The sequence below is a fragment of the Salibacterium aidingense DSM 18341 genome (assembly GCF_000429685.1).
Classification (GTDB): domain Bacteria; phylum Bacillota; class Bacilli; order Bacillales; family Marinococcaceae; genus Salibacterium; species Salibacterium aidingense.
The window spans coordinates 1-25,328 of record NZ_KE386940.1; the positions used below are offsets into that span (position 1 = coordinate 1).

Here is a 25,328-nt window from a genome sequence, read left to right on the forward strand (position 1 = left end):
AACTGATTTACAACCGCAAGCGTATCCACAGTACCCTGAACTATTTGACCCCGGTGCAGTATTATAAACAGCAGGTTCTGCGGAGTCGAGCGCCCGTAGAAACCTCCTAATGCAGGCAGGAGAATACTTTTTTCCTTAACCACCGCTCTAGATGATAGAGCGGATGGGTCAAGCGGTTTGAGCTTGACGCTTCCGCGGCATCATCTATCCTGACAGGTGGGAAAAAAAGCCTGCGTCCGTTCCGTTTTATAACGGACAAATCATAAAAAAAGGTGTCTACTTTCTTGACATAGATCCAATTGTTCACCTACGCACGCATGGCTGGAGTGAAAGACGTTCCTTTTTTCATTAAACAGCCTCCGCGAAAATAATAAAGATTTTGGGAGGGGGACCCAACATTACGGGCTCCCCCTGTTTTGTGTGCAGCCGGCGGACATATAATCCGTTATTTCCTCTATTTTCCCCTTTTTGAAGAAGGATATGGACATTTATTCCGTTATTTCCCGTTTTTAAGGAGAAATCAGCTGTCATTTCGTCCAATAGAGGAACAAATGTCCGAACAGCCGCCGGATATCCCATTTTCCCAATGATTAACGGAATATATGTCCGCTTAAAGAGCTACGTCCAAAGTTAAAATAAGATTTTAAAAACATGGGACTATTTTTTTATTCGTAACGTTACATAGGTAGAACAAACAACAAAAGGGGGTAAGGCACATGACCGGCGAAGAGTCGATTGAACTCGCCCGAAGCGGGAATAAAGAAGCATTTCACACCATCGTTCATACCTATTATCAAACCGTGCAGCGGTTCGCCTACCAGATTGGCGTCCGCCCGGAAGATATAGACGATGTGACACAGGAAGTGTTTCTGAGAGTATACCGGTCGCTCCGCTCCTATTCCGGCGGAACATTTACGACCTGGCTTTATTCGATTACGTTAAACACCGCACGGGATTTGATGAGAAAGCAGAAGCGGCAGAACCGCAAGATAGAAAAAATGAGAGAGACCACTCCGAATCATACGTATGAAACCTTGAATGTCAGCGAAGAAGCCATGGAATTGCATGATTTGATCCGCGGGTTGGATGAAAAATACCGAATCCCGCTCGTTCTGCATTATTTTCATCACCAGACCTATGCAGAAATCAGTGAGGTGACCGGTACCTCGGAGTCCGGGGTGAAGTCGCAGGTGATGCGGGCGAAGAAAAAACTAAAATATCAGATAGAAAAGGAGGGTGTGTCCAATGAGTAAGTCGTTTGAAGAACGTATGAAAGAGCTCGAAGATGGCTACAACCGTATGCCGGATTCTATCTCCCCGGATCAGATTATTCAAGGCGTGGAACAGAAATCCAAGAAAAAATCGTACTGGAAGCGTATCTATACGTTCGGCGGCGGTATTCTTGCTGCCGGCATTGCCACGCTTCTTGTGATGAGTCAGCCGGGAATGGCTCCGGGATCGGGTAACTCCAATTCTGAACCAGGCTCAGACTCGGATGGGCAAGCACCTTCAGCAGAAACGGAAGAAGATCCGGCTGAAGAAACAGAAGAGGAAGAAACACCCGAACTCACAGAGGAAAAGGCGTTTCAACTTATGGCCGATTATGAGGAATCCTTCACCTCGCTGATAAATGAAACAGATAGTCAGAAAGTAGAGTCCTACCAAACGACTGATGAAGTGCGGCAGCATTTTGAGGGCGTTATGTCTGAAGACTTGGCATCGTGGATGACCGACTCCTACTTTAGAGAGGAGGCAGACGGGGTATATGTAATTGCTAAAGATGCGCCGACCTGGCTTCAGGAAGATCAACCATTTGAACTCGAAGAAGAATCAGAAGGCCATGTCCGGATTGTGCAGGAACGTAACAATAATCTGCTCGGACATGTAGAGATGATTTACCACGCCGCCTATGTTGACGGCCAATGGATGGTGGATGAGATCGAGACGAATGAACTTGAGGATAGTAATAGCCCTGGAGATAATGCAGATGGTCATCAACAGGAGGTGGCAGAAGCTGCCCAGTCTGTGGTGGATTATCTTGTCAGCCAGGATATGCCCCGTCTTGCCGAGCTGGTTCATCCGGAAAAAGGGGTCCTTTTCTCTCCCTATGTCCATGTGGAAGAAGATGATGCTCAAGTATTGCAGGCCGGAGAAATAGAGAATTTCTTCCAGGATGAAGAGCAATATGTGTGGGGTACCCAGGATGGAAGTGGCCGCACGATAGAGATGACGCCGAGTGAATACTACGAAGAATATATCTATGAGGCCGACCTGTCCGATCCGGATGAAATTAACGTCGAAGAAATAGAAGAGCGCAGCACGATGACCAATAACATCAAGGATGTCTTTCCAGAAGCAACGGTGGTGGAATACTACATCGAAGGCTCGGGAGAAAATGCAGAAATGAGCTGGTCCGCACTGAATATCGTAATGGAGCAGGATGAGAACGGTGAGTGGAAAGTAGTCGCCATTGTTCATGACGAGTGGACGATATAGAATAAAAGGGTGTTAGGCGCACACCTCCCCCTTTTCCAGTAAAGAATAACGGCAGGGGTATTAACGGCCGGCATAGAAGGCATCCGTCTGCAGGTGGATGCCTTCTGCTTTTTAACAAAAGAAAGACATAGCGAGGTGGTATTTCATGGCCGACATACTTAGAAAAAGAAGGAAAGCTTCATATCTTTTAAGTCTGTTTATTACTTTTGTTCTCCTGTCAGCATGTGGAGAATCCGGCGAATCCAATAACAGATCATTAAATTATGGACAGCTACTTGCAGAGGAAAGTACTGGTGGTGCCCCTAACCTTGAAGTTTATCGTGTTTTCGAACAAGGAGAATTTGAAGAGAAATGGGAGTATTTTAAATTGTCAACTACCATGCCATCTGTTGATTGGGAAGAATCCGCTGTTCTTTTCATAGCAACTAATGAATCAAGTAGTTGCCCTATAGAAATAGAAACAATTGACATTAATTCTAGCAACAAGGCGATTCATTTTCAAATAGAAGATATTAGTGGGTTTTGTAATGATGATGCAAATCCAAAAACATTTGTAATTGAAATGGAACGGAGTGTTATAGAAGAGACGGAACAGATAAAGCTCGGAGCCGAAACTGCAGAAATACAATAGCGGTAAAAAAGGCGGCCAACTTGGAGGTTTATTTTTGAAGTAAATTATATTCATTTAGAAGATAAGAAAGTATAAATTTCGGACGTTTTCAAGAACCAGCTTCGGCGCCCAGCCGCTCGGGGTTTTCCCGTGCGATTTCGGGCAGCAGGCTGCCCTGCGCGGCCAGTCCAGAACTTGTTGCGGCTGCCCAGGGCGCTTGCACTTTTCATAATACCGAATTTCATTCAATTATGATGCTATTGAGAATAAAATAGTATAGGGCAGAAGGGCTCCCGTTGTCAGGCAGCCTCTATTTCGTTTGGGCTGCATCGATATACAACGAGCCATCTCGTTGAAGTTCCGCATAGAATATTTCTGAAATACTGGAGAATCCAGCCTGGTTAACCTGTTGCTGGACCCACTCTTCACTGAGTTCCAGTTTGGCAAGGTTGGGTTGATGCAGGACTCCGTCGGAAATGACTTTTGTGGGAAGGTAGTCTGGTTTTGGCGGAGCAGCAGGGTGAACATCCTGCTTCACGGCAGGCTGCTGGTTTTCTTTTTTCATAACGGAAAGGTTCCCATCTGTTTCTAAAACGGCAAATGCTACCTCCGATACAGAAAACGCATTTTTCTGCCGGAGCAGGGCTTTTAGCGCGTCCACATCCAGCCGCACCCGCTGCAGTGCCTCTTTTAGAATTCGACCGTTTTGGATCAGAATCACTGGATCCCCTTCGAGGACCTGGCGTGCTTTCTGGGATCGAATATCGATAAATCCCATGACAATCGTGAGCGCCGCCCAGGCCGTCAAGGCGGTCAAGCCGTTTCTCAGGCTGAAGGTCTCGCTGGCAATGAGATCCGCAGTAATTGAACCGATGGTGATGCCGGAAACAAAATTGAAAAATGTTAACTGCCGCAACTCTTTCCGCCCCATCAATCTGGTGAGCAGCAGCAGGGCGAGAAAAGCACAGACGACACGGAGAAGTACTTCTGAGACAGACAAAAAAACCGCTCCTTTTTTCCCTTAGTCTGTCTTATTCTATTGAATCCATGCAGGGGGCTGGAAAAAATATAGAGACTTTTCCCATCGATTAATTGCTACCACTGCTGGAAGCAGATGCAGATGCGGCGCTGGCTGCGGTGATGGTCGCTATCATGGCGGCCTGCTGTGCCTGAAGAATAGACTCCAGTGACGTATAAAGGCTTGTTTCTGCAAGTCCGGCATGATCCAGCTTTTCACTGACGAAAAAACTGCCGGCAATGAGGACGTTCATATCTTTGTTCCATTTAAAATGTTTGATCCCATTTAGCTGCTCGTACATATCGTGAATCTCAGCGATATCCACTTGTTCGGCTGGAAGCAAAGCCAGCATGCCAATCATGGGGTAATACATTGTTTTCGGCCGGATTCCTGCGTTTTTAAAAGCATCATGAACTTCTACAGTACGATGGACAAGCTGCTGGGGATTCTCCTGGCTTCCCATGGATAAGATGTGGCTTAAAAACTGAAGGTCATTTCCTTTCTTCAGTCCCTGCCTGCTTAATGCGTCGTAACAGGATTCGATCCGCTGAATCATGTCGTTTTGCTCTTCCAGCGCCAGCAGCACGGCGAGCGGATAATCCCCCGTCCCTGTCAAAAAAGGATGCTCCTTTTTCATCTCCTGATAGAGCGCCATCGCTCTTTTTGCGGTATCCTCTGCCGGGGATTCTTCATTTAAAAGGGTGGATGCCGCAATATACGTTGAAGTACCGCTTTTGAACTTCTCTTTTTTGAGGGTTTGGTAGACGTCGAACAGCTTCGGTATTTTGGTTTCGGGCTCGTCAAAGCTCACATCCAGCATGGCGGCCATGGTAAACCTTGGATGGGAGCGCATGGAAGAGAAGAGCCCGGCCTGTTTTTTTAACTCCTCCGCCACGTTTAAGAACGGATGTACCTTTACTTCTTTTCCTTTCATGACATACATGGAGGCTGTTGTCATGATAATCTTGTTATCAAATACTTTCCACTTCATTGCTTTTTTCAGTGTTTCATACGTATCCACGTACTGATTAATCTTTGCTTCACTCAACCTTCGAGCCCCTCTCTAGTTTCTTTCTTATCATCTACGAATTATTTTATATTTTGTTTCATTGAATGGATAGGAGAGGAGATTTTTTTACCCTCTTCCAAAAATATTGTCCATCATCGCTTTTCCTGTTGGAGTCTGGGCGAGGCCGCCTCTCGCTGTTTCCTTGTAATCGGAGGACATCGCATTTCCAATGTCAAACATCGTTGTAATGACTTCATCGGCAGGGATCACACTTTTCATTCCTGCCCGTGCCATATCGGCGGCGGTTAAGGCGGTGACGGCGCCAAACCCGTTTCGGACAATACAGGGAACTTCGACCAGGCCGGCAACGGGATCGCATATCAGGCCAAGCATATTTTTAAGTGACATCCCGACGGCATGGGACACTTCCCTTGGAGAGGCGTCATTTAATTCAGCGATCGCGCCAGCAGCCATGCCGACGGCGGAACCGATTTCGGCCTGACAGCCGCCTTCTGCCCCGGAAACAAAGGAGTTGTTGGCAATCACATATCCTAATGCTCCGGCACAAAAAAGTCCCTGGACCATTTTCTCGTCGGGCCATTGGTGTCTTTCCTGGGCGCTGACAAATACTCCTGGAATGACACCGCACGATCCCGCGGTCGGGGTGGCTACAATCTTTCCCATAGAAGCATTTACTTCGGAAACGGCAAGGGCATACGTCATCGCTTTGGCAGCATGTTCGCCGGCAATAGGATCATGGGAAGCGGTATAATGCCTGACGCGCTGCGCATCTTTTCCGGTTAAGCCGTTTTTGGAGGTGGTATCCTCGGTCAAGCCTTTGCGGACAGCGTTTTTCATCACCCCGTATAGGTCTTTCATTTGGGAAAACTCTTCCGTCGGAGTGCGGCCCGTTTCGGAAGATTGTTCTTCTATCATTAAGTCGGCGATCGATTTATTTTCCTGCTCCCCCAGTGTTACCAATTCTTCGATGGTTTGAAATCTCATGAGAGGACCCCCTTTGTTATATCCACCTTCCGTACGCTTTCCGTCCCTGAAACGCTGCCTATTTTAGAAACGACTTCTTCCGGAAGGGGATCATCTATTTCCATCACCATCATGGCTTCGCCGCTTCGACCTTTCCGATCGACTTCCATGTGGCTGATATTGACCTGTTTTTCCCACAACAGCCCGCTAATTTCAGCAACCATTCCCGGCCGGTCCCGGTACGTAATCACTAAGGTGGGGTACAGCCCTGTGAAGGAAACGTCAAACCCGTTTATATTTACAATCTGCACATTTCCGCCTCCGATTGAAGAGCCCGTGACGTTCAGGTGCCGGCTGGCGGCGCTTAAACAGAGCCGGGCTGTGTTGGGATGCAGATGGGAACCAGTCTCTTTGGAAAAGATAAGGTTGATGCCATTGTTTTTAGCAATATTCAGCGAATTTGGAATTTTTTTATCGTCGGTATCGAAGTTAAGCAGACCTCCGGCTACCGCAATATCTGTCCCATGTCCTTGATATGTTTCTGCAAACGAACCGTAAAACGTGACAGCTGCTTTCTCGGGCTGTTTTCCAAATAATTGCCTTGCTATTCTTCCCAGACGTACGGCCCCGGCGGTATGGGAACTGGATGGACCAACCATCGCAGGCCCAATGATGGAGAACACGTCTTTAAATTTCATGCCCTTCACCTCACTTACGTATTATTTTATGTGTCATTCCCTGTACCGGCAAGTCTCTTAAATGTCTATAAATCATGGAGGCAGCATTTCCACCTTTGCGGCAGGGGTTAGTTTTGGGAAAGAATAGAAATCCGATATATCTGTCTGGGTCTTCCTTTAGAGGCCGCTTTTTCTTCGCCGATGATTTCGATGAGCCCGGCATCCATCCATTTCACTAAGATCCGGTGCACGCTTCGTAAGGTAATTCCTAAGACGCCGGCGAGTTCATGGGCCGTATAATCAGTTTTACCGAGGCGGTCCACCTGAGCCAGGAGTTTATTCATATAAACGGCAGACATGCCGGCGGAGCGAGCCCTTTCCATCAACTCGGAATTTTTTATTGATAAGTCATACACGACAGGGTGCGTCATTTCTACCGGACCAATGACACTTTTATCTTCCCGGACAATAAAACACGTATTGCCGCCAAATTCCTGAGACTGTCCGAGAGCCAGCCGGGCGTTTGTCCCGGCGTTGGTGGCCGAGCGTCCAAATCCAATGCCGATGCTCAGCGGTACCCCAGCAGTTGTCTGGATATCATTTAACAGCGGCATAAATTTATATCCTCTCGTTTCCCGCTCGAAAATGCCGCGGGTCGTGAAAAACACATACTCTTCTCCTACATCGACTAAATGGCCGTCCAATTGTTTGACATAATCAAGCAGCATCCGTTGGATCTCTAATTTTAATTTCTGTGCTTCATGTTCAAGAGGACCGTTTCCTGTATGGTCTTTCAGGTGGTCAACTTTTATCAGTCCGACCACGATTTGAGATTCTTTGTTCCGTCTTGTTTCTGTTGCTAACAGCGCACGCTCCAATGCAATCATAATATCCTGATGGGTGGGGATGACCCATTCGTTGGGAACATTCATCCTCGTTAAATGCTCCGCCACGGACTTTATACTGGTTAAAGCCGCTGAAGTGATGCCCTGGTCGAACAAGCTTTTATGAAATGCTGCTATTTCCAGGGGAGAAGCAGAGGATACACCGTTGAAAGGATAGATAGTAAAATCCGTATGGTCCAGATCATACATAATCTCTTCCACATATTCTTTGGAAAGCATGTCGATGGAAAGGTTCTGCAGGCCGTCTGCGTTCTTTACGCGCGACAACGACCGGTAAATTCCTGTGCTCAACGGAATATAATGGGCGGACACATCAATCTCTGTTTTGTTATTGGTTTGATGATACGTGTAATAGTCGGAAAAGAGCAGAATTTCGACCCGGCTTCCTAAGGCAGAGGCCGGTTCCGCCGCTTCCTCTTCCTTTTCACAAGGCTTTAAATAAGGGGAGAACGATGGGAAATAGCTTAGCGCAGCCTTTACATGTTCAAGAATCACTTCCGGGCCGATCACTCCGATGGATACACTTTCCTGAGAAGAATAGTTATGAACAGACATAGGTTTCTCCTCCTATACGCGGTAAACTATCTTTTATTATAAACACACTTCGTGGTGCAGGCATATCTTTTGCCGGTATTTTAAAGACATATTATAGACGTTGTCTTTTTTTAAAAGGCTATTGTAGTATGGACTTACCGAAAAAATACCAGGGAGAAGGCCTGCATTCCTGAACCGATAATAAAATTCGGAATATTGGGACAAATGAAGCGAAAGGCTTTTGGAAAGGAGAATAACATGAAAACTGTGGCGGAGCTTGAATACAAATTAACCCAGCCTTCCGATGAACTAGTGCAAACGATGTGTCAGTTGGATGGGGATATCATTATTTTAGGAGTAGGAGGGAAAATGGGGCCGAGCCTGGCTAAATTAGCGAAAAAAGCCATCGATGCAGCCGGGCTGGACAAAAGAGTGTATGGCGTCTCCCGGTTTTCATCGGGGACGCTGCAGGAAGAATTAGAAGCCCATGGTGTCCAAACCCTCGCCGCCGATTTGTTGGATGATCACCAGCTTCAGCGCTTGCCGGAAGTGAAAAATGTCATTTTTATGGCCGGGAAAAAATTCGGCACGACCGGAAACGAACATTTTACGTGGGTGATGAACTCCTATTTACCGGGAAGGGTGGCAGAGAAATTTAAAAATTCACGGATGGTTGTTTTTTCGACCGGCAATATTTATCCATTTATCCCTGTCAAACAGATGGGGGTCACAGAAGATGAGCCTGTGGGCCCTGTTGGAGAATATGCGCAGTCCTGCCTCGGAAGAGAACGCGTTTTTGAACATTTTTCCCATAAATATCAAATCCCGATGGTTCTTTTCCGGCTGACGTATGCGATAGATATGCGCTACGGCGTCCTGATGGAAATCGCGAAAGCCGTAAAAGAGCAAAAGCCAATCAATCTAAACATGGGATTTACGAACTGCATTTGGCAGGGGGATGCCAATGACATCGCGATTCGTGCATTGCGGATGGCAGATTCCCCGGCTGTGCCGTTGAATGTAAACGGCCCGGAAGTGCTTTCAGTCCGCTGGGTGGCGAACCAATTTGCGGAAAAGTTTGATACTGCTCCGATTTTTGAAGGGGAGGAACAGGACAGTTCCTTTATCCGAAATGCAGCGAAAATGCATCAATTATTCGGCTATCCGAGCGTTACGCTGCGGGACATGATGGACTGGACGTCGGAATGGCTTGACGCCGGCGCCGAAACATGGGACCAGCCAACCCACTTTCAAGTAAGAAATGGGGCGTTTTAAGTGAAGGAATTAGAACAAGAAAAAAAGAAGGCTCTGCATGAAGGGATCGTCATCCCCGCTCATCCGCTGGCGCTGGACGCTTCGTATCAGCTGGACGAAGCGAGACAGCGTGCCTTAACCAGGTATTACTTAGCAGCAGGGGCGGGAGGCGTTGCGGTCGGCGTGCACTCCACCCAATTTGAAATCCGCGACTCCGGCGTCCATCTCTTTGAACCAGTACTCCGAATGGCGGCCGAAGAAGTCGCTAAAGCCGAAGCGTCTTATCCCATTATAAAAGTGGCCGGCATATGCGGTCCCACCGAGCAGGCAGAGCAGGAAGCCCGCTTGGCCGTTGAGTTAGGCTATGATATTGGATTATTGAGCATGGGGGGCTTAGCGGATTATTCCGAAAGTGACCTGTTAAAGCGGACAGAGCAGGTGGCTGCCATCATGCCGGTATTTGGGTTTTATCTGCAGCCGGCTGCGGGAGGACGGTACTTCAGCTATTCTTTCTGGGAGAAATTTGCCGATATCCCTAATGTCGCCGCTATCAAAATTGCCCCATTTAATCGGTATAAAACGATCGATGTCGTAAGAGCCGTGTGTCATTCTCCCCGTCGTGACGAGATCGCTTTGTACACCGGAAATGACGATAGTATTGTCTCAGATCTTTTGACAACATGGCAGTTTCATGTGGATGGCGGACTCGTGACAAAACGGATGGCAGGCGGGCTGCTTGGGCACTGGTCCTGCTGGACAAAAAAAGCGGTCGAGTATTTTGAGGAAATTAAGAGAGCCAGGGAAGAAAAGGAAGATGTCGTCCCAGCCGGGCTGCTCCAGCGGAATATCGAAGTAACTGACGCCAATGCTGCATTTTTTGATGCGGCCAACCAGTTCAAGGGATGCATTCCAGGAATTCATGAGGTCTTGCGAAGGCAGGGGCTGCTGGAAGGAATCTGGTGCCTGAATCCGGAAAATACACTGTCTCCCGGACAAAGCGAAGAAATCGACCGCATCTATCATGATTACCCCCACCTGCATGATGATGATTTTGTTCAAGAAAATCTTGCCAAATGGCTGGGGGAGTGATGCAAGCAGAACCGGATATCACTAGCGGTGGAGGACAGGAATCAATAGAGGCAGGCATCGCAGTGTCCTCCAAGAGACGATAAGCTTGGAAAGAAATAAAAGCTTGTGTTCTCCATTTGGATTTGGAGGACACTGTCCAGAAAAAACGAAAACTCTCCGTCCACCATTCGCCTAATGAAGCCATTTGTGTAAACATGATTCTGTAGTACTGTCCTCCACGAATGGTTTTTGGGTTAAGGGAAGCGAACCAGATCGAGAAAACTTACGCGAGGGGAAGGGAAAGCGTCCGCCAGCAGGGAATGTAAGAGGAGGAGTGTTTATTCAGGAAAACGAAGAAAGGATAAAAATTCGTAAAGAAGGGGGCGGCTTATGAAAAACAGGGAAACAATGCGATTTTTCTATTCCCCAAGCGATAGGGATTTCATTCAGGAAAACTGTAAACGATACTGGCCACACGAAGTGGAAGAAGTTATCGAACGAGCAGCCCTTGCCTGTGAAAATACCTTTGTTTTCACGCATCGCTGGGATATGGAACGATGCGAAGACCCGTATACGTTTAAAAACGGTATCGATTGGACCTTTCGGTTTCAGGGGGATTTTGAATGGACGGTGAACCTAAACCGCGCCAGGTTTATGGCAGAACTCGGGCAGGCCTACTGGCTGACCGGGGAAGAACGGTTTGCAGCCTCTTTTATCCGCTTAATGAACGATTGGCTCCGGCAAAATCCGGTCACGGAAGAAGAAATCCATCAAAGCAGCGCAAGACAATATAACGTCAAAGATACCTGGAGAAAGCTCGACAGCGGCATCCGCATCACCAATTGGTTGAAGGGATTCTTTTGTATTCAGGAATCTGAACAGTGGGGGGAGGTGGAACAGGAGGCGTTCATCCGTGCCCTGGAACTTCATGGCCTTTATTTGAGCATTGCTTATACCCCTCATGACAGGCAGAGCAACTGGGGGTTTCTCGAAACCAATGGGTTATTTCAAATTGCTTTGCTGTTTCCTGAAATAGAGGGAGCTTCCCAGTGGCTTCGACTGGCTGAAGAGCGGCTCGAGACCATGTGTGAACTGCAGGTGTTTGAGGATGGCATGCATAATGAACAAAGTCCCATGTACCACCACGAAGTCCTTCATTGCTTGTTTGAACCAGTACTGCTGGCTAACATAAATCAACATCCTCTTCCAAAAAAAGTGAGAGATACGTTGAATACTATGTTCACGGCATCTTTGTCCTGGGTGAAGCCGGACGGCCGCCAGCCAATGATCAGCGACAGTGATCATACCGACATACGGGATATCTTGACGCAAGGGGCTGTTCTGTATCAAAGAGGCGATTTGAAGAGCCGGGGCTATTCCGTGCTTGATTATGAAGGGATTTGGTATTTCGGAGAAGACGGCATGAAAAACTATCAAGCGCTGCCAAAAAAGGAACCGGCTTTTGGTTCCACCCTTTTGGCTCAGTCCGGCTATTCCGTGATGAGAACGGACTGGTCCGAGGAGGCCCATTATCTGCTGTTTGACGGGGGACACATGGATATTATCCGCGCCCACGGCCATGATGATTTTCTACATTTCGATTTGACGGTTTTTGGCACGGATTTTTTGCTAGACACGGGCCGGTACACGTATATGGAAAACGAGGAAAGGCGTTATTTTAAAGAATCGTTTCAGCATAACACGACCAGTGTGGATGATTTTAGTATTTCGGTCTATGAAAATTCCTGGAGCTGGGGCGCGATTGCCCAGCCGACGAACGGGTATTGGAACAGCAGTCAGGCGTTTGATTATGTGCAGGCCGGGCATACGGGCTACAAGCGGTTGGAAGATCCCGTGGATGTACTGCGGCAGATTCTATTCGTGAAACCATATTACTGGATCATTGTCGATACCTTTCGATCGCAGGCGGAGCATGAATTCAAACAGCATTTTCATTTTGACGAATACATCGCGTTGGATACAGCCTCCGCTGTCATAAACGCCCAGGCCAACAACGGGATCGGCTTAAATATGATCTCCTTGGAAGAGGCCGTTGTATTAGAAGAGCAGGCATGCTGGATCTCCAAACATTACAACCAGAAGGCACCTTCAAGGAAAATGACAGCAACGCAAACAGGAAAAGGATTCACCAAATTCGTAACAGCTTTGGTACCCTGGAAACAGAACGAAACCCTCGATTTTTCTATAACTAAGATCGATACGTTCGACACCCGAAATCGAAAACAAGCAGAAAACGAAGCCACAGCGATCGAGGTAAAAAGAGGAGGCAGCGACGCAGAAGTCATTGTATTTTCCCACCAGGGCCCGTTCAGCTGTCAATGCTCCGGTGCTCAGATGACAGGAGAGGTGCTTCTCCTGAAAAGACAGGGGGAGCAGGAACAAACGTGGGTTGTGAAGGTCTAGGAGAGCAGCGGAAATCCTTTTTTCAGAAGGAATGGGACATTTTTGCCGCTATTTCCTTATTTTAAGGTAAAATCAGCACCCATTCTCTCAGATAAAGGAATAAATGTCCGTAAGGATCGTGAAAATTTGTTTTCCCCCTTGTTTAGCGGAAAAAATGTCCGCGCAGGCTGCCCCCTGACAGATAGTGCACCGGCTACCTCATGAAACCACATTACACCCGGGCCGACCTGCCTGTCACATCCCGATTCGTTTGCGATACTCAGAGGGGGTGAGGCCGACATGCTTTTTGAACGTCTTGGTAAAATGAGGATAGTCACTGTAGCCAATGGAGTAGGCGATTTCATACGTTTTGCAGGAAGGATCGTGCAGCAGTTCTTTGGCCTGATCGAGTCGCCGTTTTGTAAGGTACTGAATAAAGCTGATCCCCATTTCTGCTTTAAATTCTATGCTGAAATAGGCGGAAGACATATCGACGGTATCGGCAACCTCCTGAAGCGAAAGGGTTTCTTTGGAATAATTGGTTTCGATATATTCCATGGCTGATAAAATTTTGGGACGACGGCCGATATTCCTCGTGTTTTTGATATGTTCCATCACCGTCCGGCAGATGCTATATAACGCTTCTTTCATTTTGGCTGTATCATTCGGGAGATCCGGCTCATGGAAGACGCTGATTTCTGCCAGGCCCTCTTTCTTTCTTTCCAGTTCCCCTTTCATATAAACGATAAGATCCATATAAAGGTTTCTCAGTACGAGGGGATCCTCGTATTTTTCTGATACGTTTTGGTGCATGTCCTGAATCAGCTGAAACACCTGTTCTTCTTCCAGCAGCCATAGTTTTTGAACAAGGTCTTCGGCAAAGGAGCGGAGAACCAGGAGCCAGTCTGATCTTTCTTTTGAAGTGGACTGATCGGCTTCGAGCTGTTGGTGGACTTTAGCCAAAGAGGAAAGAAATTGATCGGGCTTCAGCGGCTTCAATAGAAAATCGACGACGCCGTAGCGGATAGCGGTCTGCGCGTACTCAAATTCGTCATATCCGGAAATAATTAAAAATTTGGAACGGGCGTTGGTTTCTTTGACCTTTTCGATAAACTTTAACCCGTTTAATTTGGGCATGCGGATATCTGTAATAATAAGGTCCGGGGTGAGCTGTTCATTTAACTGCAGGGCTTCGAGCCCGTCTTTAGCTTCTCCGACAATCTTAAAACCTGTCTCATTTGAATGCAGCAACACAGAGATACTGGTTTTTATCATCTTTTCGTCATCTACCGTTATGGCTGTGAACATGCTATTCCTCCTTTTCATCTTGGCCATGCCCTGCATAGGGCAAGAGGATTTCCACGATGGTTCCTTCGTCGTCCGACTGCTTGATCTTTAAACGGTATGGGGGGCCGAAATTGCCATGCAGGCGTTTGTGGACGTTGATCAGCCCGATTCGTTTTGTTGTTTTATTTCCGTCTGGCAGGTCGTGGTTATAATAAAAAGCATCATTTAATTCCTTCCTTGTTTTCGCGGGCATCCCCTTGCCATGATCGACAATGGAAAGCTTATAATAATCGGGAGCCTTTTCTCCAAAAATGCCAATGAATTCAGGGTTCAGCTCGTGTTCTTCATACCCATGCACAAATGCATTTTCAATAATCGGCTGTAAGGTGAGCCTTGGCATTAGAACGTGTCCGGCGGTTTCTTCCTCACATTGGATGCTCACGGTCAGGTCATCGAACCGTTCTTCCTGAATCTCCAGGTACGATCGAATCTGCCGCAGTTCTTCGGATAAGGTCACAATTTTTTTTGAATTGCTCACGTTGTATCGGAACATATCCGCCAGGGATGTCGTCATTTTGCTGATCATGGGCTGATTTTCAATGATGGCATGGGAGTTGATGATTTCCAGGGTGTTGTATAGAAAATGCGGGTTGATCTGCGACTGCATCGCCTGAAACTCGGATTCTCTGTTTTTAAGCTCCAGCTCTTTTTCCACTACTTTGGAATGCTTTACTTCCTGGATAAGATGTTTTAATTTCTCTGTCATTTGATAAAAACTGTCGTACAGGCTGGAAACCTCGTCATCCCGGTAAAATGGCAGCGGCTTTTTCCTTTGAATATTAAAGTTTCCTGACTCTACTTTTTTCATCAGCTTTTGGAGATGGGTCAACGAATGCGTAAGAAAAAAGGAAAACCCGCCGACAAACAACAGGGCTACCCCGATTAACAGTAAGCCGATCCACATCGTGGAACTTCGCAGGGTGATCAGGGAATCTATAATGTTTCCTAAAGGAACACTGGCGACCATTGTCCAATCGGTCTGGCTCGAATGGTTATACACCCGCAGGGTCTTTAAGCTTTCATTGCGGTTGATAAAAAAGCTGTTCTCGTGATAAGAGGATTTATGCTCATAGGAAAATGTTCCCCCCAGCTCTTTCGGGTTGGGATGGTAAATAATTTTATCCTGATCGTTTACGATCCACACATCATTGAAGTGACTGGAGGTCACTTCGCTTACAATGTCAGAAATTTTGTCGAGGCGGAGGTTGATAATCAACAATCCTGAAGTATCATACGTGTTTTCATCAAATACCTTCCGGACAATAGTGAGGACAGGAGTTTCGTGGATGACGTCAATATCCAGCACTTGATAAGCTTCCAGGTTCTCTACATCGTTCCACAGTTCCCTGTTTCTCTCTCTAATCTCCTTCATGTTTAAATACCCGTCAGCTTTAATGTAATTATGAACCTGCATGCCTTTTTCATTAATCATGGAGATGCCAAAGATTTCAGAGCGCCCATCCAGAATCCCGGCAAACGCGTCTTCCTGAATCCGCTGGGAAATGATAAACCTCTCATAACGGCTGGACGTTTCCTTCTTTAGATCCAAATATGATTGAACCTGGGGTTTGGAGAGAAGAGGAACGCTTGCCTGTTGTAAATCGTTCATATAAAAGTCCAGGTATTCATTGGTTTGCTTCAAAAGGTCCTGGCTGTACTGAACCGCATTATTTTCGATGGCAGCTGTGGTTTTTTCATACCAGAGCTGCCCAAATATCAACAGCGGGATACAAACAAACACAAGGATGACAAAAAACAGTTTAAAGTTAATCGATCCTATACTGAAGAACATTGGGCTGCTCCTTCCATAAACTGCAAATCGGTAATTTCATTCTATTTAAAAAAACACAAATTTTCAAATAAATATCCATTTTTTCTTTTCTGACTTGGCTTTATGATAAATGATATAGATTTACGAAAAAGGGGGAGAAAAGATTGATGAAAGATATTTCCAGGTTATTCATTCCGCTTGCTGGAGTTATAGTCCTCCTGTTAGCGGGATGTTCCGATACGTCCGAAAACCAGGAAGAAGCTGATGCAGACGCTGGCTCTACAGGCTCCGATGAAACCATTACGCTTGGCTATTATTCTTCAGGCAGCGCCGACGAAAAAATGGAAGATATCATTTCGCAATTTGAAGAAGAACATCCTGACATCACGATTGAAACGCAAAATTCACCGTATCAGCAGTTTTTCCAGAAGCTGGATACACAGATCGCAGGAGGCAACGCACCGGATGTTTGGCTGTCCGATGGCGTGTTTGTTCAAAAGTACGCGGAGCGCGGGGCAGCCAAGGATTTAACAGAGTGGATCGATAACGATTTGGAAACAGACGAATATTACGGGCTGGATTTCAATAAGGGCCCGGAAGGAAAGTATTGGGCTGTTCCGCAGGGTATTCAAATTGGAGCCCTCTTTTATAACAAAGATATGTTTGACAAAGCAGGGGTAGAATACCCGGATGACAGCTGGACCTGGGAGGATCTGAAAGAAGCCGGGGCGGAGCTGACCCTTGATACGAATGGAAACACGGCGGAAAATGCGGAGTTTAATGCAGAAAACATCAATCAATACGGGCTGACATTTTTTAATATTACCGAAGGCTGGATGCCGGTATTGAAGTCTTATGGCGGCGGGGTGCTTGATGAGGATCTGCAGACGTCTGTTATTGATACCCCGGAAAATTTAGAAGCGGTTGAATATATGACGGATGGAATGGAACGCGGCATTTTTACCGATCCATCCGATTTACAGGCCTTCCAAAGCCCAATGTCTCCGTTTCCAAGTGAGACGGCTGCGATGCGCATCGGCATTTACGCGAGAACGCTTGCCGCGAATGAAACGGGCGTGAATTATGACGTAACGGTGCTGCCAAAAGGGCCGGATGGAGAGCGATTCTCTCCGGTCATCGCCAACTCCTGGATCATCAATGAAGATACATCGGATGCAAAAGCAGAAGCGGCCTGGGAATGGATTAAATATTGGGTGTCAGAAGATGATGTGCAAAGACAGTGGGCGGAATTAGGTGAGGCAGTGCCGGTGAAAAAATCGGTGGCGAACTCCGATATGTTTTTGAATTCTGGGGAGAAGCCGGAGAACAAACAGGCCTTTCTCGACAGTTTCGAATTTGCCGATACCTTGGATGTAAATGCTGTCTGGTCGGAATGGGTGGATCAAATGACAGACAATTTGAATAAAACGTTCCTTAACGAAGTGGAGGAGGAGGAAGCGTTAGAGAGTGCGGATAAAGACGTGCAGCAGGTCCTGGACGAATTTTATGAAGATTGATCCTAGATTCATGAGATCAAGATAGAAAGTGTGATACTTGTGAATACAGAAACGGTAAAGACGCAGAGAAAAACGAAGAAAAAGAAAGGGCCCGTATTAAATCATGAAGGGAAATGGGGTCTCCTGATGGTTACCCCTTACCTTCTTCAATTTATCATTTTTATTTTTTTTACGCTGCTTGCTTCGTTGTACTTTAGTTTTTCCAGCTATGATATGTTGAATCCTCCAGAGTGGATAGGATTAGAAAACTATAACAAATTAATCCAGGACCCTGTTTTTTGGCAGTCTTTAAAAAATACCATCTATTTTACCGTTTTATTCGTCCCGACCCAGACGATATTGGCATTAATTTTGGCGGTGGCTTTAAATCAAAGTTTAAAAGGGTTGAAGTTATTCCGAATTGCGCACTTTATTCCCGTTATTTCTTCCTGGACCGTGGTGTTGTATGTCGCCGATGCTATTTTTAACCCGCGTTTCGGCCTGGCAAATGATCTACTGGTAAAGATAGGGCTGCAGCCGCAGCAGTGGTTGAATGATGAACAGCAGGTCATTCCCGTTTTGGTGGCCGTTGCGGTATGGAAAGGCGTTGGCTATATGATGGTCATTTATTTGGCAGGGCTGCAGAATGTACCGGAAGACCTTTATGAATCGGCTGAAATTGAAGGAGCCGGCGTGTTGAAGAAATTCAGGCATGTCACCGTTCCATTGATTTCGGGAACCACATTTCTTGTGCTGGTCCTCAGTACCATCACAACCTTCCAGGCGTTTGAACAAATTTATGTAATGACAGGGAACGGCGGAGATATTACTAGTGCGGGAGGACCGGACAATGCAAGTATGGTATTAATGCTGTATTTATTCCAGCAGGGGTTTTCCTTTCTGAAGATGGGGTATGCTTCCGCGATTGCCTGGGTCTTGTTTCTCATCTTATTTGTCATCACGATGATTCAGGTCAAACTGCAGAAGAAATGGGTGCATTATGAGAAATAGATGGCTGTGTCACACAGGGGGTGCTTTTCATGAAGAAGAATTTTCATAAAAACAGAAAAAAGATCGGCTATATCGTCATTATTCTAAGTTCCCTGATTATGTTTACCCCTTTCATTACAGCAACATTAAATTCGTTAAAGACGTATGCCCAGTACACTGCTGTGCCGGTGGAATGGATCCCAGATCCAATTCGCTGGGAAAACTATTCGGACGTCTGGCAGATGACGGATTTTGCCCTGTATGGCTGGAACAGCCTGATTGTCACCGTGATGTCCGTGCTGGGAGCGATCCTCTCCTGTTCCATGGTGGCCTACGCTTTTGCGCGTCTGGAGTTCCCTTTTAAGAATTCGCTATTTTTCATGGTACTTGGCACGTTAATGATTCCGCCGGTTGTCATGATTATTCCGCAGTTTATTATCTTCCGCCATCTCGGATTTCTGGATACCCTGGTTCCCTTATGGATATTGGAATGGCTGGCTCAGCCGTTTGGCGTTTTTCTCATGCGGCAGGCATTTCTTGGCATACCTAAGGCGTATGAGGAAGCGGCCACGTTGGATGGGTGCACCCCATTTCAAACATACTGGAGAGTTTTTCTTCCTATGTGTAAGCCGCAATTAGCCACTCTCACTATTTTCACGTTTATGACAAAGTGGAATGAAATTATGGCACCGGTGATTTATTTATCTTCCGCAGAAAAATACACCCTTCCTATTGGGGTGCTGCAGATGTCCGGAGCCTGGTTTGGCAAAGAACAATATCTAGTAGCCGCAGCGATCATGTCACTCATCCCTATTCTGATCGTCTTTTTATTAACGGAGAAATTTTTCATAAAAGGGGCCAGTTCTTCAGGATTGAAATAAGGAGAGAAGGAGGGAGAGCAGATGGCAGACATTTTCATAAACACGGTTTTGCTGGAGAAAAACCGCTGGGAACCGGGAAGGCCGTCTTCCCTCCATATCAGTGAGTGGATGGAGGATTTTCAAAGACACGGTTTTCGTGGGGTGGAAATATGGGAAAATCATGCCCTGCAGGCGTCGGAAACGGAAGTCCGGCAGGTCATCGAATCTTCCCTGCCGATTGAAATCTATAATTCTTATATTAGCTTGGAAGACGAATACGAGAAAGAGCGGAAAGCTGCTGCTGCGATGATCCATAGACTCGAAGTAAAAAGAGTAAAATTTAATTTCGGAGTTTCTTTCTCACAGAAAGAAGAATATATGAAAAATTTATTACATTTTAAAAGCTTACTGCCGCAAGACTGTGAACTATTGTGTGAGTGCCATCCTGGGACAATATTGGAGGAACCGGCAGAGGCGGAAAAAGTTTTTAAAGAGCTGGCATTGGAACGCCTGGGAGCCATTATTCATCCTTTTCACGTGGAGACAGATCCTGGATTATGGCTGCAGCATTTGGGTTCAGCCGTGACCCATGCTCATATCAGTTTGTTCGACGGCGGTACGTTTTTTCAGCTGAAAAAGCGGCCGGAGTTTGTGAAAGAACGGATCCACATCATGAAAGAAGCCGGCTTTGGGGGAACCTTATCGCTGGAATTCACAGAAGGAACTGCATCGGTGGAGGAAACGCCGGAGAAACTGTATCAACATGCGCTCGAGGATCTTGCTTTTTTACTTCATCATTATGTATGAAGGGTTGAAAGCGGGGAGGGAATGATACACATGGATGTTACTGTCGCCGTTATTGGAGCAGGAATTATTGCGGAAGAACATCTGCAGGCCGTCGAAGCGGTGGAAGGACTGCATGCCCTGGCCGTTGCTGATATCAATGCACAAAAAGCGGAAATGCTTGCAGAAAGATATAACACGAGGAGCTATACCGATTATCAGGACATGATTAAAACGGAAACGCCTAATATGGTAATTATCACCCTGCCTCATTATTTGCACAAAGAAGCGTCCGTTTTTTCGGCGGAGCAGGGGTGTCATATTTTACTGGAAAAACCGATGGCTTTGACTGCGGCGGAATGTGAGAAAATCATACAATCCGCCAGAAAAAACCGCGTTCAATTGATGGTGGGTCATATTCAGCAATATTTTCACGAGAATAGAACGGCAAAACAGATCGTGGAACAAGGGGAGCTTGGTTCGCTGGTGATGATCAATGAAACACGGCATCTTCCTTATTTCACCAGGGAGCGCCCGCGCTGGTTTTTCGAATGTTCAAAAGCTGGCGGAGGCATTGTGATGAATCTTGGGGCGCATTGTATTGATAAGATCCAGTGGCTGCTTGATACCAAAGTGTCTCAGGTGATGGCAGCGATGACGTATAAAGGGGAAGAGGCAGGAGTGGCAGCGGATGTGGAGGGAAGCGGACTTTTATTCCTTCACACGGAAAGAGGGATTCCGGCTTCCATATCTTTGGCTGGATATGAGGTCGTTCCAAAACAGAGGACAGAGCTGATTTTTACAAATGGAATGATGAAAGTGGAAATCGGCAAAGGGGTTTGGGTGATCAGAAGCGGTGTGTATGAAAAGGTTGCATCTACCAAGGAAACCCCGCCCTTTGTCAGGCAGTTAACGGAATTCCTCCGTGCTGTGAAAGGAGAGGGTACGGTAAAAAAGTCCGGGCCGTATGCCAAATCGATTATCGAGGTGCTGGAGGCGGGATACCAATCCCACAAGCAGGGAAAAATGGTTTCCGTACCGCCGGAAAGGAGAGCGGATCAGCCGTGAATTGTTGGATCAAAGGAGATATTCAAGATCTTCAATCAGGAATAGAAGAATGGGAGAAAGCTTTTGACTTTTCTCTCTCAAAGGAAGGCATTCCTGTCACGGTGAAACGGGAAGATACAAGTAGTCTGCACGTGTCATTGAAAGAAGGAAAAGGCGAAATTCGTTACAGCCAAAACATTCACTTTTTTCGGGCACTGGGCCTGTTTTTAGAACATGCCGGGAGGCGCAGCACGTTTCAGATTGAAGAGCATCCTCAGTTTGAATCGAATGGAATCATGCTTGACTGTTCCCGGAATGCGGTGATGAAACCGGAGCAAGTCAGAAAACTGATCCGTATAATGTCCATGATGGGTCTGAACAGGCTGATGCTTTACATGGAAGATACGTATGAAGTAAAAGAGCGGCCGTATTTTGGTTATATGCGCGGGAGATACAGCCACGAAGAATTGAGACAGCTGGATGAATATGCCTGCCGGTTCGGGGTGGAAGTAGTCCCGGCGATACAGACCCTGGCCCACCTAACGACGTTCCTGCGCTGGGATGCTGCGGCAGACTTGAGGGACACCCCGGATATTCTGTTGGCCGCCTCCGGTGAAACGTATACGTTTATCGAGCAGATGATAGAGTCTGTCAGCTCTGCCTTCCGCACGTCCCGTATTCATCTTGGTATGGATGAGGCCCATTTCCTGGGACGGGGAGAATATTATAAAAAAAACGGGCCCAGACCAAGCTTTCAAATTATGAATGACCATTTACATGAAGTATTGAAGATCACGAGGGAAAAAGGGCTGCAGCCGATGATCTGGAGCGACATGTATTTCAGAATGGCGTCCGTTAAAGGCCATTATTATGATGAAAATGCGAGTGTTCCAGAGGACGTTATAGAGAATATGCCGAAAAATGTCCAATTTGTATATTGGGACTACTATCACGAAAAGGAAGAAGTGTATAGAAGCTTTCTGCAGAAGCACAAGGCTTTTGGGACGATGCCCCTGTTTGCAGGAGGGTTGTGGACGTGGAATGGAATAGCTGTGAATTATAAAAAAGCGTTTCGAACAACGGATGCTGCGATGACAGCCTGCAAAAAAGAAGGGGTGCCCGAAGTGTTCGCCACGCTCTGGGGGGACGACGGCCAGGAAACAGAGCCATTTACGGCCCTGCTCGGAATACAGTTGATGGCAGAACACGGGTACGTAAGGGAATTGGATAGGAAGAAGGTGAAAGACCGATTTCGTTTCTGTACGGGCGCCGATATGGAGGCATTTATAACATTAGGAGAATTAGATCAACCTCCTGGAACAGCGGAAGAAATCCAGCTCGAACCGGATAATCCTTCGAAGTTTCTGCTGTGGCAGGACCCCCTGATGGGATTATTTGATAAAGAGGCAGAGGGAATGGAGCTTCCGCGTTTTTATCAGGAGCTCGAAGGAGACTTGGAAAATATGAAAAAGAAGGCAGGACCATGGGCATTTCTATTTGATGTGCCCTCCCGGATCTGCTCGGTCCTCAGCTTGAAAGCTGAGCTTGGTGTAAAGGTAAAGTATTATTATGAAAAAAACGAGAAAAATCAATTACGGAAATTGGAACAGGACGTTCTGCCAGATTTGAAACAACGCGTTGAAAGGTTGAGGAAACGGCACTATGAACAATGGATGAAGATCCATAAACCGTTTGGGTGGGAAGTGATTGATATCCGATATGGCGGCTTAATTGCAAGAATTGATACGACCCAGCGCAGGTTGTCCGAATATTTGAAAGGAAACCAGGTGTTAATAGAGGAACTGGAAGAATACCGGTTGCCGTATTCCTCCGTGAATCAAAGCGGGTATGTGAGAAATAATGTGTATAAGCAGATTGTCAGCCCGAATGTATTTTAATCGTATTCTGCCCTGAAAGGGGGTGTTATATTAAATATTTGTAATTTTCTTAATATTAGGTATTTATTCTAAAATGAAAGAGGTGTGAAAGATGGAGAAATCCAAAAGGAAGGTATGGCTGGTTTGGCTTTTAACTGCGGCTGTGATCGTAGGTAGTGTGCCGGCATCGGGTTTGGCGGAAACGACGTCCGGCAATGACAAGGCAATGTGGGCATGGTTTCCAAATGAAGACATCAATACAGAAGCAGGACGGGAGGAACTGGTTGAATTTTCAAAGGAAAAAGGGATTAATGTGATTTATCTTAATATTGGTGTACGGGAGGATATCCCTCAGGTCCCTCCGTTCCCTTACCGCCATATGCATCCTAAATTCAGTGTTGGAAAGCAGGAAGGAATCCCTTATCTTCAAATGCACCCAGCGCAGTATCAGAAGTTTATTAAACTGGCTCATGAAAATGATATCGAAGTCATTGCATTGGATGGTGCTTCCGAATGGGCCAAGAAGAAAAACCATAAAACGCCTATCATACGTATGATTCAGGTGGTGAAGTATAACAACTTTTCCGACGAAGAGGAGCAGTTTGACGGAATACAAATGGATATTGAACCTTATTTGCTTGACGAATGGGACACAGAAGAACGCAGCCAGCTGATCCTGGATTATTTAAATGGACTGAATAAATTAGATACTATTGCCGCGGATCACCATATTGATTTTATGATTGCCATGCCGTTCTGGTTTGACGGGAAAGAATATGAAACCGCATACAATGATGTAACCAAACCATTGTCGGATCACGTGATGGACATCGTGGATACGGCAGCAATTATGGCCTACCGCGATACAGCGGAGGGGAACGATTCGATGATATATCACTCGGAGCATGAACTGGAGTATGCAAACGAAAACGGAAACACCATTGTTATCGCGGTGGAAACGCAAAATTTAGAAGGAATTGTCGAACCTTATTATGAAAAGGTCTCCTATTTTGAAGAAGGCGAAGCTTATATGGATGAGAACTTAGAAATCGTTGATGCCGCTTATGCCGAGGAACCAGGATACGGAGGGCAGGCCATCCACAAGTACCAAAGCTACCGGTCGATGAAGCCTTAGAATCTGGAAGAGGGTGGTCATTGGGCCCTCCACCCTCTTCTATCCTGAGGACGTAAAATAACGCCCCCTTTGGAATACCACCAAAAGGAGGAACCCTGCCTATAAATCCACCGGATGATATTGATGCAGGTGGACATTTTTTCCCATTTTGACAGGTAGTTCGGACATTTATTCCGTTATCTCCCCTTTTCATCGTAAAAAAACGGTCCAAAGACCCAATAGAGGAAAAAATGTCCGAAAAAGCTGCCACAAGTCTCTTACATTGATATTTAGCGGAACAAATGTCCGCAAGGTAATCTCCGCTCTCAGTGAAGAGGGAAAAGAGCTGAAACCGCCTTTATAATGGGTTCAGTAGATCCTCCGCGTTATTTTTAACATTGTTGACGGCCTTCGACACGGGATATGCTTCCATGATGGATGAATCTATGGGAGCCAGGCAGTTTTGCAGGGCGTGATGGTCCTGGATGCCGGGGTCCAGCCATGTCGATTCCAATTCTTCCTTCAGAATAACCGGCATACGGTGATGGAGGCCTTCCATAAAAGCATTGGCCTCGATTGTTAAGATCGTACAGGTGAAGCGTTTGTCTCCCTCTTTCTTTTCCCATTTTTCCCATAAGCCAGCCAATGCAAAGAGACTTTCGCCGGCAAGCCGGATGCGGTATGGCTGCTTTTTTCCATTCTCTGTTTTCCATTCATAAAAGCTGTCTGCAGGAAGAATACAGCGCTGGGTTTCGAGCGGGCGCTTGAAACTGTTTTTGGTATGGGCTGTTTCCGCGCGGGCGTTTATCATTTTGTATCCGATGTTCGGATCCGAGGCCCAATGCGGAACCAGTCCCCATGTCAGGACTCCGAGACGGTTTTTCGCTCCATCGTTAATCACGGCTGCCACGTTCTGCCCCGGAGCGATGTTAAAACTCGGCTCATAATCCTCTAATGTCGTATCTTCAATGTCAAACCTCTCCTCGATCTTCTGCAGAGGTACAGTCAGCGTAAAACGTCCACACATAGAAAAAACTCCTTCTTTTCGTATTGCTATTAGCTTAGGGTTTTTCTTTCGTCTTTAT

Annotated in this window: 22 protein-coding genes; 14 read left to right on the plus strand and 8 right to left on the minus strand. The window is 46.4% G+C overall.

All coding sequences use genetic code 11. The features are described 5' to 3' along the window. Positions 1-5: 5 nt before the first annotated feature. The 4 genes from G475_RS28150 to G475_RS0122060 all read left to right on the plus strand — a co-directional run bounded on the left by G475_RS28150 (position 6) and on the right by G475_RS0122060 (position 3,127). On the plus strand, positions 6-110 hold the full coding sequence (locus G475_RS28150; protein ID WP_407636223.1) for an IS3 family transposase: 105 nt from the start codon (positions 6-8) through the stop codon (positions 108-110). A gap of 606 nt (positions 111-716) precedes the next feature. Next, positions 717-1,253, plus strand: a complete 537-nt coding sequence (locus tag G475_RS0122050) for an RNA polymerase sigma factor (protein WP_026703101.1) — start codon at positions 717-719, stop codon at positions 1,251-1,253. Further along, on the plus strand, positions 1,246-2,496 hold the full coding sequence (locus tag G475_RS26595; RefSeq protein WP_026703102.1) for a hypothetical protein: 1,251 nt from the start codon (positions 1,246-1,248) through the stop codon (positions 2,494-2,496). Before G475_RS0122050 ends, G475_RS26595 begins: the two co-directional genes overlap by 8 nt. 145 nt (positions 2,497-2,641) lie before the next feature. Beyond that, positions 2,642-3,127: a hypothetical protein gene (locus G475_RS0122060; protein WP_026703103.1), complete on the plus strand. Its 486-nt coding sequence runs from the start codon at positions 2,642-2,644 to the stop codon at positions 3,125-3,127. 289 nt (positions 3,128-3,416) lie between these two features. On the opposite strand, the gene G475_RS0122065 is transcribed toward G475_RS0122060, so the two are convergent. From G475_RS0122065 to G475_RS0122085, 5 genes are all read right to left on the minus strand, one after another. Beyond that, positions 3,417-4,106 (minus strand): DUF421 domain-containing protein, encoded by a 690-nt coding sequence (locus G475_RS0122065; RefSeq protein WP_026703104.1) that lies wholly within the window; start codon positions 4,104-4,106, stop codon positions 3,417-3,419. Positions 4,107-4,194: 88 nt separating this feature from the next. After that, positions 4,195-5,172 (minus strand): DUF4003 family protein, encoded by a 978-nt coding sequence (locus tag G475_RS0122070; protein WP_026703105.1) that lies wholly within the window; start codon positions 5,170-5,172, stop codon positions 4,195-4,197. Between the two features lie 87 nt (positions 5,173-5,259). Next, on the minus strand, positions 5,260-6,138 hold the full coding sequence (gene sdaAA / locus G475_RS0122075; protein ID WP_026703106.1) for an L-serine ammonia-lyase, iron-sulfur-dependent, subunit alpha: 879 nt from the start codon (positions 6,136-6,138) through the stop codon (positions 5,260-5,262). Continuing rightward, entirely contained in the window at positions 6,135-6,815 is a 681-nt protein-coding gene (gene sdaAB, locus G475_RS0122080) for an L-serine ammonia-lyase, iron-sulfur-dependent subunit beta (protein ID WP_026703107.1), read from the minus strand. The genes sdaAA and sdaAB overlap by 4 nt, the downstream gene beginning before the upstream one ends. A gap of 107 nt (positions 6,816-6,922) precedes the next feature. Continuing rightward, positions 6,923-8,254 carry a hypothetical protein gene (locus G475_RS0122085; RefSeq protein ID WP_026703108.1) on the minus strand — a complete coding sequence of 444 codons (1,332 nt, stop codon included), beginning with the start codon at positions 8,252-8,254 and terminating at the stop codon, positions 6,923-6,925. Between the two features lie 237 nt (positions 8,255-8,491). On the opposite strand from G475_RS0122085, the gene G475_RS0122090 reads away from it, so the two are divergent. From G475_RS0122090 to G475_RS0122105, 3 genes are all read left to right on the plus strand, one after another. Then, on the plus strand, positions 8,492-9,508 hold the full coding sequence (locus G475_RS0122090; protein WP_026703109.1) for an NAD-dependent epimerase/dehydratase family protein: 1,017 nt from the start codon (positions 8,492-8,494) through the stop codon (positions 9,506-9,508). Further along, positions 9,509-10,576, plus strand: coding sequence for a dihydrodipicolinate synthase family protein (locus tag G475_RS0122095; protein ID WP_026703110.1), 1,068 nt, complete (start codon positions 9,509-9,511; stop codon positions 10,574-10,576). A 369-nt stretch (positions 10,577-10,945) separates the two neighbouring features. Beyond that, positions 10,946-12,979, plus strand: coding sequence for an alginate lyase family protein (locus tag G475_RS0122105; protein WP_026703112.1), 2,034 nt, complete (start codon positions 10,946-10,948; stop codon positions 12,977-12,979). Between the two features lie 234 nt (positions 12,980-13,213). Here G475_RS0122105 and G475_RS0122110 read toward each other — a convergent pair whose 3' ends face one another. Beyond that, positions 13,214-14,266, minus strand: a complete 1,053-nt coding sequence (locus G475_RS0122110) for a response regulator transcription factor (protein WP_026703113.1) — start codon at positions 14,264-14,266, stop codon at positions 13,214-13,216. Position 14,267: 1 nt separating this feature from the next. Beyond that, a complete protein-coding gene (locus G475_RS0122115) occupies positions 14,268-16,097 on the minus strand; it encodes a sensor histidine kinase (protein ID WP_026703114.1) in 1,830 nt (609 codons plus the stop codon). 146 nt (positions 16,098-16,243) lie between these two features. Between G475_RS0122115 and G475_RS0122120 the strand changes: the two genes are divergently transcribed. The 7 genes from G475_RS0122120 to G475_RS0122150 all read left to right on the plus strand — a co-directional run bounded on the left by G475_RS0122120 (position 16,244) and on the right by G475_RS0122150 (position 24,264). Then, on the plus strand, positions 16,244-17,593 hold the full coding sequence (locus G475_RS0122120; RefSeq protein ID WP_035712509.1) for an ABC transporter substrate-binding protein: 1,350 nt from the start codon (positions 16,244-16,246) through the stop codon (positions 17,591-17,593). A 39-nt stretch (positions 17,594-17,632) separates the two neighbouring features. Further along, on the plus strand, positions 17,633-18,583 hold the full coding sequence (locus G475_RS0122125) for a carbohydrate ABC transporter permease (RefSeq protein ID WP_026703116.1): 951 nt from the start codon (positions 17,633-17,635) through the stop codon (positions 18,581-18,583). Positions 18,584-18,612: 29 nt separating this feature from the next. Next, on the plus strand, positions 18,613-19,443 hold the full coding sequence (locus G475_RS0122130; protein WP_026703117.1) for a carbohydrate ABC transporter permease: 831 nt from the start codon (positions 18,613-18,615) through the stop codon (positions 19,441-19,443). A gap of 21 nt (positions 19,444-19,464) precedes the next feature. Then, a complete protein-coding gene (locus G475_RS0122135; RefSeq protein ID WP_026703118.1) occupies positions 19,465-20,229 on the plus strand; it encodes a sugar phosphate isomerase/epimerase family protein in 765 nt (254 codons plus the stop codon). 30 nt (positions 20,230-20,259) lie between these two features. Further along, entirely contained in the window at positions 20,260-21,273 is a 1,014-nt protein-coding gene (locus G475_RS0122140) for a Gfo/Idh/MocA family protein (RefSeq protein ID WP_026703119.1), read from the plus strand. Next, positions 21,270-23,150 carry a beta-N-acetylhexosaminidase gene (locus G475_RS26060; RefSeq protein WP_035712511.1) on the plus strand — a complete coding sequence of 627 codons (1,881 nt, stop codon included), beginning with the start codon at positions 21,270-21,272 and terminating at the stop codon, positions 23,148-23,150. Before G475_RS0122140 ends, G475_RS26060 begins: the two co-directional genes overlap by 4 nt. Positions 23,151-23,241: 91 nt before the next feature. After that, positions 23,242-24,264: a hypothetical protein gene (locus tag G475_RS0122150; RefSeq protein ID WP_026703120.1), complete on the plus strand. Its 1,023-nt coding sequence runs from the start codon at positions 23,242-23,244 to the stop codon at positions 24,262-24,264. A gap of 337 nt (positions 24,265-24,601) precedes the next feature. Here the strand turns inward: G475_RS0122150 and G475_RS0122160 are convergent, their stop codons facing one another. After that, on the minus strand, positions 24,602-25,270 hold the full coding sequence (locus tag G475_RS0122160; protein ID WP_026703122.1) for an SOS response-associated peptidase: 669 nt from the start codon (positions 25,268-25,270) through the stop codon (positions 24,602-24,604). Positions 25,271-25,328 lie beyond the last annotated feature (58 nt).

Excerpts from the sequence above, each read along its gene's own strand:
- G475_RS0122050 (WP_026703101.1), top strand. The coding sequence starts at position 717 with ATGACCGGCGAAGAGTCGATTGAACTCGCCCGAAGCGGGAATAAAGAA.
- G475_RS26595 (WP_026703102.1), top strand. The coding sequence starts at position 1,246 with ATGAGTAAGTCGTTTGAAGAACGTATGAAAGAGCTCGAAGATGGCTAC.
- G475_RS0122060 (WP_026703103.1), top strand. The coding sequence starts at position 2,642 with ATGGCCGACATACTTAGAAAAAGAAGGAAAGCTTCATATCTTTTAAGT.
- sdaAA (WP_026703106.1), bottom strand. The coding sequence starts at position 6,138 with ATGAGATTTCAAACCATCGAAGAATTGGTAACACTGGGGGAGCAGGAA.
- sdaAB (WP_026703107.1), bottom strand. The coding sequence starts at position 6,815 with ATGAAATTTAAAGACGTGTTCTCCATCATTGGGCCTGCGATGGTTGGT.
- G475_RS0122085 (WP_026703108.1), bottom strand. The coding sequence starts at position 8,254 with ATGTCTGTTCATAACTATTCTTCTCAGGAAAGTGTATCCATCGGAGTG.
- G475_RS0122090 (WP_026703109.1), top strand. The coding sequence starts at position 8,492 with ATGAAAACTGTGGCGGAGCTTGAATACAAATTAACCCAGCCTTCCGAT.
- G475_RS0122105 (WP_026703112.1), top strand. The coding sequence starts at position 10,946 with ATGAAAAACAGGGAAACAATGCGATTTTTCTATTCCCCAAGCGATAGG.
- G475_RS0122110 (WP_026703113.1), bottom strand. The coding sequence starts at position 14,266 with ATGTTCACAGCCATAACGGTAGATGACGAAAAGATGATAAAAACCAGT.
- G475_RS0122115 (WP_026703114.1), bottom strand. The coding sequence starts at position 16,097 with ATGTTCTTCAGTATAGGATCGATTAACTTTAAACTGTTTTTTGTCATC.
- G475_RS0122120 (WP_035712509.1), top strand. The coding sequence starts at position 16,244 with ATGAAAGATATTTCCAGGTTATTCATTCCGCTTGCTGGAGTTATAGTC.
- G475_RS0122130 (WP_026703117.1), top strand. The coding sequence starts at position 18,613 with ATGAAGAAGAATTTTCATAAAAACAGAAAAAAGATCGGCTATATCGTC.
- G475_RS0122135 (WP_026703118.1), top strand. The coding sequence starts at position 19,465 with ATGGCAGACATTTTCATAAACACGGTTTTGCTGGAGAAAAACCGCTGG.
- G475_RS0122140 (WP_026703119.1), top strand. The coding sequence starts at position 20,260 with ATGGATGTTACTGTCGCCGTTATTGGAGCAGGAATTATTGCGGAAGAA.
- G475_RS0122150 (WP_026703120.1), top strand. The coding sequence starts at position 23,242 with ATGGAGAAATCCAAAAGGAAGGTATGGCTGGTTTGGCTTTTAACTGCG.
- G475_RS0122160 (WP_026703122.1), bottom strand. The coding sequence starts at position 25,270 with ATGTGTGGACGTTTTACGCTGACTGTACCTCTGCAGAAGATCGAGGAG.